Genomic DNA, 11,286 nt, shown 5'->3' on the forward strand with positions numbered 1-11,286 from the left:
CGGCGGGCGTCACCCGCCCAGGGTAATGAAGTCGATGAGACGCTGGTCAGGCTTCCGCCGCCAGGCTAACGCTTTGAATCGGCAGGCGAACCGGCATTTTCAGCGGAGAGCTGTCTGCCAGATGCGCCAAGGTGATACTGTCCAGAAGCTCGCGTATGGCCAGCGACACCCGCTGCCAGTTGTCGGCTACGCCGCAGGTGGATGCCAGATCGCAGTCGCCCTCGGCATGGCTGCATTCGGTGACGGCGACGGGCCCTTCGATGGCAGAAATGATGTCGCTCACCGTGATCTCGGAGGCGGCACGAGCCAGTTGGTAGCCTCCCTGGGCCCCTCTGCGCGACACCAGCAGCCCCGCTTTCACCAGCATCTTCAGCGTCTTGCTCACCGTAGGGTGAGGCAGCTGCACCGCGTCGGCGAGCTCTCCCGCGGCGTGCGGCTCGCGCGGATGGCGCGCAATCTGCGCCATTACCACTGCCGCATAGTCTGTCATGCGAGACAGCTTCAGCATTCGCCTCTCCTCGGGGAGCTCCCCTCTTCGTCGGTGCAGAGTTCAGCCCCTGCTTCGATTGGGGACCATTTTAGTCCTGTATAAACCCGATGTGAAGAGCCGAGCCGCCCTATACCACGCTATTGACCCGATAGCCGCCAGGATCTCGGCATGATCGACGCAGATGAATACAAAAACACAATCATTCTCATTCACTAAAACAATGACGCTTAGCCATCTTGTACGACCTGTGCCGCAAGACATGCATCAGATCCATCAATTCCCTTCATTGCATATCGTCATTCATGATCAAACCAAATAGATAGAGCATTCTGCTAAGCTTGTGCCCAATCAACGGCCAGTGAACGAAGGCCCTCGCCCTGAGCGGGCGAGTTGACTGCCCGTGGGCTGAAAGCACGCCGCCCTCTTACAGCGCGACGTGACCGACGCTGCGCGGCTCAACAGGAGCAACTGCCTTGGAATTGATTCAATACGCGATAGCGAACGCGGACTTGCTGCTATCCAGAACGCTTGAGCATATCTCTTTGGTGGGTGTGGCCGTAGGCATCGCCACCCTGACCGGCGTTCCTATTGGCATCGCGATCACGCGCAACGAGAGGGTCGCACAAGCGGTGCTCTATGCTGCGTCCATCATTGTCACCATCCCCTCCATTGCGCTCTTTGGCATCATGATTCCGGTGCTGTCGCTGATCGGTCAGGGGATCGGCTATCTGCCGGCCGTGATCGCCGTACTGCTCTATTCCCAGCTTCCGATCATTCGCAACACCTACACCGCCATCAATAACGTCGACCCGGCCCTGCGCGAGGCTGCCCGCGGCATCGGCATGAGCCACCGTCAGCGTCTGCGAATGGTCGAGATACCGCTGGCGGTGCCGGTGATCATGGCGGGAGTTCGCACCGCCGTCGTCCTTAACATCGGCGTCATGGCGATTGCTGCCTATATCGGTGCAGGAGGGCTTGGCACCTTTATCAGTCGCGGTATCTCCCAGTCCGACCCGCGCCAGCTGATCATTGGCTCCATTGCGGTCAGCCTGCTGGCCATCATCGTCGACTATGGCCTGCTGGCGATCCAGAAGCGCTTTACGCCCAAGGGTATGGAAGGCGCCGCCAGCGCTGCCTGATGTCCCCCACTACCTGGTTCCCCAATAAAAAGAGCGGGCACCGTCATCCAACCAGCATGTTGAATGACCCATCGCCCGCGTCTGCCGACTAGCCACAAGGACTTTCTGATGATTCGTCTGGAAAATCTGACCAAGGTCTTCGATACGCCCAAGGGCGCCGTCGTCGCCGCTGACCACATCAACATGGAGGTTCCCACCGGCGAAATCTGCATCCTCCTGGGTCCGTCCGGGTGCGGCAAGACCACCACCCTGAAGATGATCAACCGGATCGTGAAACCCTCCTCCGGAAGGGTCTTCATCAACGGTGACGATACCACCGACATGAACACCCAGGACCTGCGCCGCAACATCGGCTACGTGATCCAGCAGATCGGTCTGTTTCCCAACATGACCATCGAAGAGAACATCGCGGTGGTACCCAAGCTTCTGGGTTGGGACAAGAGCCGCTACAAGGAGCGTGCGCGGGAGCTGATGCACATGATCGCGCTGGAGCCGGATGCCTTCCTCAAGCGCTTTCCTTCTGAACTGTCTGGCGGCCAGCAGCAGCGAATCGGCGTTGCCCGTGCGCTGGCAGCAGATCCCCCGGTCATGCTGATGGACGAACCCTTCGGCGCCATCGATCCGATCAATCGTGCGGTGATTCAGGATGAGTTCCTTAAAATGCAGCAGGAACTCAACAAGACCATCATGTTCGTCAGCCACGATATCGACGAAGCCATCAAGATGGGCGATCGCGTCGCCGTCTTCCGCGAGGGCAAGCTGGTGCAGTACTCCACCCCGGATGACCTGCTGGCCGCGCCCAAGAATGCCTTCGTCGAATCCTTCCTGGGGGAAGACCGCGCGCTGAAACGACTCAATCTGGTCAAGGTGTCCGAGGTGGTCAGCGACGAGATCGGCACGGTGAAGCCGGAAGATACGCTGTCCACAGCGCTGGAGCGCATCGATGACTTCGGCTACCAGAACTCCATTCTGATGATCAACGACAAGCGCCAGCCGGTCGGCTTGATCAGCCGCTCCCTGGCCAGAACCACCAAGGGCTATTGCCGCGATCACTTCCAGAACGTGCCTGCCACGGTCAGCCTGGATGATGACCTGCGCAAGGTGGCTTCACTGATGTTTGCCCAGGACATTACCTGGTTGCCCTGCGTCGATGAAGAAGGACGCGTGTGTGGCCAGATCACCCAACGGGCCATGACCCACCACCTGGGCGCACGCTTTCGCACCAAGCAGCGCGAAACAGTAACCGCAGAGCCAAAGGAGTGAGTGGATGCTGATTCGTAGCCTGACCAGCGCCGGCATCATTCTCGGCCTGATCCTTGTCTTCCTGCTCGGCGTCTGGGCCCAGTCCAGCGGCGCCATCGATGACTTTCTGTGGTACTTGCCGGACGTCCAGTACCTGGCAGCCCAGCACCTGTGGTTGACGTTCCTGTCGGGGGGCCTCGCGATTCTGGTCGCCATTCCGCTGGGCATCTGGCTATCACGCCCGAGCATGAGTCGTGCCGCCGAGTCATTGATGCAGGTCCTCAACGTCGGCACGACCATTCCCACCCTGGCGGTGCTGGCGCTGTCCATGAGCTTTCTTGGCATTGGTACCGTGCCCGCGGTGTTTGGCCTGTTCGTGGCCACCCTGCTGCCGATCACGCGCAACACCTATGCCGGACTCAAGGGCGTTTCCCCGGCCCTGAAGGAAGCCGCTGCCGGTATTGGCATGTCGCCGGTCCAGCGCCTGTTCAAGGTCGAGTTGCCCAATGCCCTGTACGTGATCTTTGCGGGTATCAGAACCGCCCTGACGATCAACGTTGGCACCGTGCCCCTGGCCTTTCTGATCGGTGCAGGCGGCCTGGGCGAGCTGATCTTCACCGGCATCGATCTGTACGATCCGATCATGATGCTGTCTGGCGCCATTCCCACGGCCATGCTGGCCATCGTGGTGGATGCCTTGATAGCGGGGATCGCCTTCGTGATCGTGCCACGCGGCGTCAATCCGGCGCGCGCTTGATGCAGCGTCGTCCCTTGTCCCCCATTGACTCCCCTCACAAGACCTCAACTGGAGCATGCAGCATGAAGACATTGATGACCGCACTGACTGGCCTGGCCCTCGTCTCCACGAGTGCCGCCGTGAGCGCCAACGACGTGGTGGTTGGCGGCAAGAACTTTACCGAGCAACAGCTGCTGGCCAGCATGACCACCCAGTACCTGGACGGACTGGGCTATGACGTCGACAAGCGCGCAGGCATGGGCTCAGCCGTGCTGCGCCAGGCGCAGGAAAACGGCCAGGTGGACCTTTACTGGGAATACACCGGCACCTCGCTGATCAACTACAACGACGTGACCGAATCTCTCAGCGCTGAGGAAACCTATCAGCGCGTCAAGTCGCTGGACGCCGAGAAGGGGCTGGTGTGGCTGGAGCCCTCCGCCGCCAACAATACCTATGCCCTGGCCATGCGCGCAGACAGCGTGGAAGAAACGGGTATCACCAGCCTGTCCGAGCTGGCCAATGCGGTCAACGACGGTCAGGAACTGAGCTTTGCCATGAACGCCGAGTTCTATGCCCGCGAAGACGGTTGGCGGCCGCTGCAGCAAGCCTACGATTTTCGCGTCGCTCGTAACGCCGTGAAACGCATGGACTCCGGCCTGGTCTACCAGGCACTGCGTGACGCCCAGGTCGACGTTGGCCTGGTCTTCGCCACCGATGGCCGCATCCCCGCCTTTGACTTCCAGGTGCTGGAAGACGACCAGGGCTTCTTCCCTGCCTACGCGTTGACCCCGGTCGTGCGTCAGCAAACCCTCGACGCCAACCCTGAGCTGGCCGACCAGATGAACGCGCTTTCAGCGCTGCTGGACGACGACACCATGGCCAGCCTCAACGCCCGAGTGGACGTCGAGCGCGAGACCATCGAGGACGTCGCCGAATCCTTCCTCGAGGACAACGACCTGCTGTGACCCTTCAAGGCCCCGTTCGGGGGCCTTGTTCCTACCTCACCAGCGTGCAGTGAGCGCTCTCCCCCTGCGGCTCCCCCAGTTCGACAAAGGACCTCCCCATGAGCACTTCCCGGGACGTCATCCACTGGATCCTCACGTCTCCTCTGGACCACCTAGATGACGCTCAGTGCCGCCATGCCAAGCGCTGCCTGCTGGACCTTCTCGGCGTCGCCGCCGGCGCCACCGACACGGCCCTGGCCGAACACGCCCGCCGCTATGTCAGGGTGCAGCACGCAGGTGATCGCCCCTTGCTGTTCTCCTCGTCGACGGCGTCGGCCACCGGCGTCGCCTTGCACGGCGCCTGGCTGATCGATGCACTCGACGCCCACGACGGCCAAGTGCTGACCAAGGGCCACGCCGGCGTCGCCATCCTGCCGGGATTGCTGGCGCTGCCCGAGATCGAGCAGGTCAACGGCAGGGCCTTTCTCGGCCTGCTCGCGATGGGCTACGAGATCGCCACCCGGGCCGGCATCGCGCTGCACGCCTCGAGTCCGGACTATCACACCTCGGGGGCCTGGAACGCGCTGGGCGTGGCAGCGGTGACGGCGCGCCTCAAGGGCCTCGCCCCGGCCCAGCTGGAACACGCCCTCGGCATCGCCGAATTCTATGGTCCGCGTAGCCAGATGATGCGCTGCATCGATCACCCGACCATGCTCAAGGATGGCTCCGGCTGGGGCGCCCAGGCAGGCGTCGCGGCCACCCTGCTGGCCGAGGACGGCTTCACCGGCGCCCCGGCGGTGACCCTGTGTGCCGAGCAGCACGCCGCGGTATGGGGCGATCTGGGACGACGCGACTACCTGTCGGAGCAGTACTTCAAGGCCTATCCGGTGTGCCGCTGGGCCCAGCCGGCGGTGGAGGCGGTACTCGCCATACCCGCCGCCGAACGCCAAGTGGACAATATCGAACGCATCGAGATCACCACCTTCCACGAGGCCAGGCGCCTGCACACCATCGCCCCGAACACCACCGAACAGGCCCAGTACAGCCTGCCCTGGTCGGTGGCCTGCGCCCTCGATCGCGGCACCATCGACGTCGCCGCCATCAGTCGGGATCTCGGCGACGATGCTCTGGTGGCGCTGTCACGGCGGGTGACGATCACCGAATGCGATGACTACAACGCACGCTTCCCGGCCGAGCGCTGGGCCAGCGTCACGCTGTATCTACGCGATGGTCGCCTTATCCAGAGCCCTGCCATGGAAGCCCGCGGCAACCCCCACAATCCGCTGAGCGATGACGAGATCTCTGCCAAGTTTCAGGCCCTGGCGGAGCCGGTGCTGGGCCATCGCGCCAACAAGATCGAGCATGTGATAGGTGATCTGGAGCAGCGTCCCGTAGGTGACCTGCTGGCCCTGCTGTCGCCACCCCCCACAGGAGATGCCATATGACCCACACGCTAGCTGGCGTGGTAGTGATCACCGGAGGTTCCCGCGGTATCGGCCGTGCCACCGCCCTGGCCTGCGCCCGTGCCGGTGCGCGGGTCGCCTTCAGCTATCGCAGCGATGACGCCGCCGCCCGGGACACCCTGGAAGCCTGTCAGGCACTGACCGGTGAAGACGGCGCCATGGCCGTCAAGGCCGACGTGGTCGACGAGGCTCAGGTGATGGCACTGTTCACCAGTACGCGACAACGCCTGGGCCCGATCACCGGGGTGGTCAACAACGCCGGTATCGTGGCGCCCTCCATGCCACTGGCGGATATGGCAGTGGAGCGCCTGCGTCAGGTGGTCGACACCAATGTGCTGGGCGCCCTGCTGGTCGCCCGGGAAGCCGCGCGCGCGCTGGTCGACCAGGGTGCCCTGGTCAACGTCAGTTCCATGGCCTCGCGCCTGGGTTCGCCCAACGAGTACGTCGACTACGCCGCCAGCAAGGGCGCACTGGATACACTGACCATCGGCTTGAGCAAGGAACTGGGCCCCCGTGGCATTCGCGTCAATGCCGTGCGCCCCGGCTTGATCGAGACCGATATCCATGCCCGGGCAGGCCGACCGGAGCGGCTGGCCGAACTCGGGCCCGGCTGTCCGCTGGGGCGTGCCGGTCGACCGGAAGAGGTCGCCGAGGCCATCATCTGGCTGCTGTCCGACGCGGCCTCCTATGTGACGGGGACCTTTATTGATCCCGCCGGAGGACGCTAGGGCTTGTCTGAAAAGTGCCTGCGCTCGTCGGGACTTGACCCAGGTCGCCTCGCCGTCTGTCGTGTTGACGTATAGAAGATGGTGCTGTCAGGCACTTTTTGCCCCGGGCGGTCCGGGGCCTCACACGGAGCCTCCTCCATGGACACTCGCTTCTATCTTCTTATCGTCGCAGTCCTCGTCGGGCTGGGCGTCATCCACTGGATCGGCTTTCGCCTGCTCAAGCGCAAGCTGCAACCGCCCCAGCAAAGCGATCTCCCCCGCGACGCCACGCCCGGGCTTTCCAGAGACAACAGCGATAGTCGTGACAAACGTTGATCCGCCGAGCGAATTACGGCACCTTGTGGCGCCCTGCCCCCACCCTCAGGAATCCCAGCCATGCAGCATCAGGCCAAGCAGCACCAGGAACAGCTACAGGTCGCCTGCGCCCAGATCAACACGCGCCTCGGTGACGTCGAGGCCAATCTCGCCCATCACCTCGACGTGATCCACGACGCCCGCCGTCGTGGCGTGGAATTGCTGGTCTTTCCCGAACTCTCATTGACCGGTTACGGCCTGGGCCCAAGGGTGCTGGAGGTGGCCATGCCATCGGAGGACCCATGGCTGATCCAGCTGGCCAAGGCGGCCGCCGGCATGCAGGTCATCGTCGGCTTCGTCGAGGAAGCCAGCCCCGGTGAGATCTACAATGCCCTGGCCATTTTACAGGACGGTCGAGTGGCCGCCGTGCATCGCAAGCTCAACCTGCCCACCTATGGCGGTCTTGAGGAAGGCAAGTGGTTCAGCCACGGCAGCCGCCTGACGGAAGTTCTGGTTCGTCCGGGATGGAGCACCACCTCGATGATCTGCGCCGACCTGTGGAACCCAGCGCTGGTTCATGCTGCCCTGCTGGCACGGCCTGCCGTCCTCTGCGCGCCGATCAACTCCGCATCCGGCATCGTCTCCGAGGACTTCTCCAATGAAGACAACTGGGTGCTGAATGTGCGTTTCTACGCCATGACCTACGGCACACCGGTATTGATGGCCAATCGATACGGAGCAGAGGGTGACAGTCACTTCTGGGGAGGGTCGCGGATTCTCGGGCCCCGCGGCGACACCTTGGCCGAGGCGGAGGATCGCGAAATGCTGATTCACGCCGAACTGTCGCGCACCGCCATCGCCCGTGCGCGCTTCGAGCTGCCCACCCTGCGAGATGCGGACAGCCCCTTGATACGTGAGTTGATGGCAGGCTATCGCTAGCAAAACACGGGGTCAGGCTGCCGCGAAAACGCGCGCCAGAAATGCTAGAATCGCCTTTCACTTTCTGAACATCGGCGCGCCCCTCTACATGAACACAGCTTCTCGCCCTCGCCTGTCCACTCCCCCTCTGAGCATGCTCGTCATGGGCGTTTCGGGCTCAGGCAAATCCCACATCGGGCGTTTGCTGGCCGAGCGGACGGGAGCCAAGTTCATCGACGGCGATGACTACCACAGCCGCGACAACATCGCCAAGATGTCCCGGGGCGAACCACTGAACGACGAAGATCGCCAGGGCTGGCTCGACACCCTGGCCGGCCTGTATCGCGAACATCGTCAGACCGGCCAGCCCCTGGTGATCGGCTGCTCGGCCCTGAAGCGACAGTACCGAGACCTGCTGCGCGCCGGCGCCGCGGACCTGAAGATCCTGTACCTTCACGGCAGTCAGGAACTGCTGCTATCGCGCCTCAACAGCCGCGGGCAGCACTTCTTTGCTGGTGAGCATATGCTGCGAAACCAGCTGGCCACGCTGGAGATGCCCGGTGATGACGAAGCGATTCGTTGCGACATCGAGAGCACCCCTGACGCCATCATCGACCGCTTTATCTCGGAACTGGCGACATCGCCGGATGCAGCGCGCTGAAAAGGATGACCAGCGGTGTGGAAAACGCTGACTTCTCCTACCCTTTCCTGCATGAGCATACTTTCTCGCCAATGCAGCAGTAATGAACGCCTTACACTCTGTCACTTAGTCGTCATGTTTCGTCTCATCCCTACGCTGATCGTCAGCCATGTCGTTAACCGTCAGCTTTGTCACCGACCGTCAGCTTTGTCACCGACCGTCAGCTTTGTCACCGACAAGGGGGGTATGAGGCGTTTTTCCCGTTGATATGTCCAACACTACCTCGGCTCTCGCAGTCGATCGTCGAACAAGGAGAATCCCATGTCCGATCCGATGGTAGGCAAGACGTTTGAGTTCAGCTGTGACGGCAAGACCTGGGGCGTGGTCTTCGAAAACGCTACGCGCATGCGTCATCGCCTGCATGGCTCGCCCACCACATCGCAGCCAAGCGACACCAGCTGCGCCTATCTCGCAACACCCGTGGATGATCACCGAATCTTTGTCTATGGCTTGGAGGACAAAGGTCTGGCACTACGTTACGTCCTCGACTTCAATAGCATGACCTTTATTGGCCACGGAGCCTTCGCCGACCCACGCGCCGACTACCGCGGCGAGTTCCGTCCGTCCTGAAGGGCTGCCAGCTTCTGCCTCTCGTTGGTGCCGTTGGAGCTATGCCGCCCAATGGCCGGCTAAGCGACAGAGTTGTCCGTCTACAGCGGTCCCTCAAAGACTATCCGTCAGTCGCCATCCACTAGAAGCAAAAAGACCGGCTCCATGGGAGCCGGTCTTTTCCTGACGATAGTCATCCGCCAAGGCAATTCGTCAGGGCAGGTCGTCAGAGCAGTTTATCAGGGCAATCGCACCGGGGGAGCTGACGAGCACCACTCCCCCCGCGTTACGTCAGCCGATGACGCTCCGCCAGTGCGATCAATCCCGCCAGGGTCGCGCTGTCGCTGTCTACCTCATCCACCGCGATAGCGTGGCGTTCCAGCGCCTGGCGATACAGCGGGTTGAGCCCCGAGGACCCCACCAGCACGACACCGGCCTGCTGCTCGATCAGATGCTCGCGCTGGGCAAGCACCTCAGCACCAATCAACACCCCGGAGAGAAAACTGCCCACCTGAGAAGCCTGCAGGCCCGCGTACAGGTGGCGGCTGCGGCCTTCGAACAGCGCGTGCATCAGCCCAGCGGGATGTTCCGCTGCTGCCAACCCTTGGGCAAAGCCGTCAGCATCGAAGGCATCGCCGCTGTTGTCGGCCGTTCTCGACGGCTCTCCCGGCAGCGTGTGGAAGCGCACGGCGTGATAGAGCTCGCCGGTCATCATGGTCGAAAAATCCACCAAGCGATCGCCTTCCAGTCTGGCCCACTTGCTGTGGGTGCCTGGCAGGCAGCATACACCGCTACTGAGTCCTTTCAGGGCGAAGGCACCAAACGCCTGAATTTCCTCGCCCCGCATCACATCCACGTGATCGTCTCGCACCACCTTGAGACCGGGCACGATCCAGGCGTTGTCGAGCCCCGGCGCGGGCACCACATTGTCGGCCAGATCCAGCGCCGAACGGGGGACCTCCAGCTGCGGTGCTTCGCTCCAGCCCCGCGCCGATCCGACCATACCGGACAGATACACCGGCACCTTGCCGCCCTCACGCCAGGCACCCACCTGGGCTTCACAGTAATGGGGGAATTCGGCTGTCGTCAGCGAGCGCAGCCCCGCATCGGAACGTACGCTCTCCAGACACTCTCCGCTCTGCCGATCGACCAGAAAGGCACGGAAGTTACTGGTTCCCCAATCAATCGCAATCAGGCGCTCGCTCATGCCCCGGCTCCTGCACTGGCGCTACCGGCCAGGCTCTGCCATTCGTCCACCAGCTCACGGGCGATCTTGCCGACCTCGTCTGCGCTGCGGCCTGGCTTGTACAGATTGCTGCCGAAACCAAACCCGGCCACGCCCACCGCATGCCACTCCGCCATGTTGGAACGCTCGATACCACCGACGGCCAGCACCGGCAGGTGCTTGGGCAGAATGGCGCTGATGTCCTTCAAGTACCCCGTCCCAAGACGTGCGGCGGGGAACAGCTTGAGCGCAACGGCACCGGCGCGCGCGGCAGCCAGCGCTTCCGTCGGCGTCATGCAGCCGATCATCGGGGCAAGACCCCGCTCAGCACCCAGCGTGACCAGCGAAGGATCGGTGTTCGGCGTGATCATCAGTGGTGCGCCAAGTGACGCCAGCTTGGCCGTATCGTCCGCTTCCAGCACGGTACCGGCGCCGATCAGCACGTTCTCGGGGCTACAGGCAACGGCACGCTCGATGCTGTCCCAGGGCTGCGGTGAATTCAGTGGAATCTCGATCAGACGAAAGCCAGCTTCCACTAGAGCACCACAGACCGGCTCGATCTCATCGGGCGTAATACCACGCAGGATGGCCACCAGCGGCATCTCCTTCATGGCAGCATCAAGCACAGCGCGCTGGGCATCATTCATGTCAGCAGTCCTCATCGAGTCGACAACGGAGAAATAACGGTTTCACATGATACGACGAAGGGCGGCCAAGGCCGCCCTCTCAGGTCAATCAATCGACCAGCCACATGGCCATCTCGGGCCACATCAGCAGCGCGGCCAGCACACACAATTGCAGTGCGATGAACGGCAGCAGTGACACAAAGATGTCTTTCAGGCTGATCTCCGGCGGCGC

Annotated in this window: 13 protein-coding genes; 10 read left to right on the forward strand and 3 right to left on the reverse strand. The window is 62.5% G+C overall.

The genetic code is table 11. The features are described 5' to 3' along the window. Positions 1-46 precede the first annotated feature (46 nt). The gene (locus KUV86_RS19605) at positions 47-508 is read right to left on the reverse strand and encodes an SUF system Fe-S cluster assembly regulator (RefSeq protein WP_206943587.1); all 462 of its coding nucleotides are present in this window, start codon (positions 506-508) and stop codon (positions 47-49) included. A 455-nt stretch (positions 509-963) separates the two neighbouring features. On the opposite strand from KUV86_RS19605, the gene KUV86_RS19610 reads away from it, so the two are divergent. The 10 genes from KUV86_RS19610 (at position 964) to KUV86_RS19655 (ending at position 9,224) form a co-directional block, all read left to right on the forward strand. After that, positions 964-1,629 (forward strand): ABC transporter permease, encoded by a 666-nt coding sequence (locus KUV86_RS19610; protein ID WP_206943589.1) that lies wholly within the window; start codon positions 964-966, stop codon positions 1,627-1,629. A 108-nt stretch (positions 1,630-1,737) separates the two neighbouring features. Next, the gene (locus tag KUV86_RS19615; RefSeq protein WP_206943591.1) at positions 1,738-2,892 is read left to right on the forward strand and encodes an ABC transporter ATP-binding protein; all 1,155 of its coding nucleotides are present in this window, start codon (positions 1,738-1,740) and stop codon (positions 2,890-2,892) included. Positions 2,893-2,896: 4 nt separating this feature from the next. Beyond that, positions 2,897-3,628: an ABC transporter permease gene (locus KUV86_RS19620; RefSeq protein WP_206943593.1), complete on the forward strand. Its 732-nt coding sequence runs from the start codon at positions 2,897-2,899 to the stop codon at positions 3,626-3,628. Positions 3,629-3,690: 62 nt separating this feature from the next. Continuing rightward, positions 3,691-4,572 carry a glycine betaine ABC transporter substrate-binding protein gene (locus KUV86_RS19625; protein ID WP_206943595.1) on the forward strand — a complete coding sequence of 294 codons (882 nt, stop codon included), beginning with the start codon at positions 3,691-3,693 and terminating at the stop codon, positions 4,570-4,572. A gap of 98 nt (positions 4,573-4,670) precedes the next feature. Then, positions 4,671-5,996, forward strand: coding sequence for an MmgE/PrpD family protein (locus KUV86_RS19630; protein WP_222486300.1), 1,326 nt, complete (start codon positions 4,671-4,673; stop codon positions 5,994-5,996). After that, a complete protein-coding gene (locus KUV86_RS19635) occupies positions 5,993-6,742 on the forward strand; it encodes an SDR family oxidoreductase (RefSeq protein WP_206943599.1) in 750 nt (249 codons plus the stop codon). Before KUV86_RS19630 ends, KUV86_RS19635 begins: the two co-directional genes overlap by 4 nt. A gap of 138 nt (positions 6,743-6,880) precedes the next feature. Beyond that, positions 6,881-7,057 carry a hypothetical protein gene (locus KUV86_RS19640; protein ID WP_222486302.1) on the forward strand — a complete coding sequence of 59 codons (177 nt, stop codon included), beginning with the start codon at positions 6,881-6,883 and terminating at the stop codon, positions 7,055-7,057. Between the two features lie 60 nt (positions 7,058-7,117). Continuing rightward, a complete protein-coding gene (locus KUV86_RS19645) occupies positions 7,118-7,975 on the forward strand; it encodes a nitrilase-related carbon-nitrogen hydrolase (protein WP_222486304.1) in 858 nt (285 codons plus the stop codon). 88 nt (positions 7,976-8,063) lie between these two features. Beyond that, positions 8,064-8,615 (forward strand): gluconokinase, encoded by a 552-nt coding sequence (locus KUV86_RS19650; protein WP_206943604.1) that lies wholly within the window; start codon positions 8,064-8,066, stop codon positions 8,613-8,615. Positions 8,616-8,915: 300 nt separating this feature from the next. Further along, positions 8,916-9,224: a hypothetical protein gene (locus KUV86_RS19655; RefSeq protein WP_206943606.1), complete on the forward strand. Its 309-nt coding sequence runs from the start codon at positions 8,916-8,918 to the stop codon at positions 9,222-9,224. Positions 9,225-9,489: 265 nt separating this feature from the next. Here KUV86_RS19655 and KUV86_RS19660 read toward each other — a convergent pair whose 3' ends face one another. Together KUV86_RS19660 and KUV86_RS19665 are read right to left on the reverse strand one after the other, a co-directional pair. Further along, positions 9,490-10,410 carry a 2-dehydro-3-deoxygalactonokinase gene (locus KUV86_RS19660; protein ID WP_222238756.1) on the reverse strand — a complete coding sequence of 307 codons (921 nt, stop codon included), beginning with the start codon at positions 10,408-10,410 and terminating at the stop codon, positions 9,490-9,492. Continuing rightward, the gene (locus KUV86_RS19665; RefSeq protein WP_206943610.1) at positions 10,407-11,075 is read right to left on the reverse strand and encodes a 2-dehydro-3-deoxy-6-phosphogalactonate aldolase; all 669 of its coding nucleotides are present in this window, start codon (positions 11,073-11,075) and stop codon (positions 10,407-10,409) included. The genes KUV86_RS19660 and KUV86_RS19665 overlap by 4 nt, the downstream gene beginning before the upstream one ends. Between the last annotated feature and the right edge of the window lie 211 nt (positions 11,076-11,286).

Source organism: Halomonas sp. DP8Y7-3 (assembly GCF_019801675.1).
Classification (GTDB): domain Bacteria; phylum Pseudomonadota; class Gammaproteobacteria; order Pseudomonadales; family Halomonadaceae; genus Halomonas; species Halomonas litopenaei_A.

Bases quoted from the DNA above. Each gene is read 5' to 3' on its own strand.
- KUV86_RS19605 (WP_206943587.1), bottom strand. From the start codon at position 508: ATGCTGAAGCTGTCTCGCATGACAGACTATGCGGCAGTGGTAATGGCG.
- KUV86_RS19615 (WP_206943591.1), top strand. From the start codon at position 1,738: ATGATTCGTCTGGAAAATCTGACCAAGGTCTTCGATACGCCCAAGGGC.
- KUV86_RS19620 (WP_206943593.1), top strand. From the start codon at position 2,897: ATGCTGATTCGTAGCCTGACCAGCGCCGGCATCATTCTCGGCCTGATC.
- KUV86_RS19625 (WP_206943595.1), top strand. From the start codon at position 3,691: ATGAAGACATTGATGACCGCACTGACTGGCCTGGCCCTCGTCTCCACG.
- KUV86_RS19630 (WP_222486300.1), top strand. From the start codon at position 4,671: ATGAGCACTTCCCGGGACGTCATCCACTGGATCCTCACGTCTCCTCTG.
- KUV86_RS19635 (WP_206943599.1), top strand. From the start codon at position 5,993: ATGACCCACACGCTAGCTGGCGTGGTAGTGATCACCGGAGGTTCCCGC.
- KUV86_RS19640 (WP_222486302.1), top strand. From the start codon at position 6,881: ATGGACACTCGCTTCTATCTTCTTATCGTCGCAGTCCTCGTCGGGCTG.
- KUV86_RS19645 (WP_222486304.1), top strand. From the start codon at position 7,118: ATGCAGCATCAGGCCAAGCAGCACCAGGAACAGCTACAGGTCGCCTGC.
- KUV86_RS19650 (WP_206943604.1), top strand. From the start codon at position 8,064: ATGAACACAGCTTCTCGCCCTCGCCTGTCCACTCCCCCTCTGAGCATG.
- KUV86_RS19655 (WP_206943606.1), top strand. From the start codon at position 8,916: ATGTCCGATCCGATGGTAGGCAAGACGTTTGAGTTCAGCTGTGACGGC.
- KUV86_RS19660 (WP_222238756.1), bottom strand. From the start codon at position 10,410: ATGAGCGAGCGCCTGATTGCGATTGATTGGGGAACCAGTAACTTCCGT.
- KUV86_RS19665 (WP_206943610.1), bottom strand. From the start codon at position 11,075: ATGAATGATGCCCAGCGCGCTGTGCTTGATGCTGCCATGAAGGAGATG.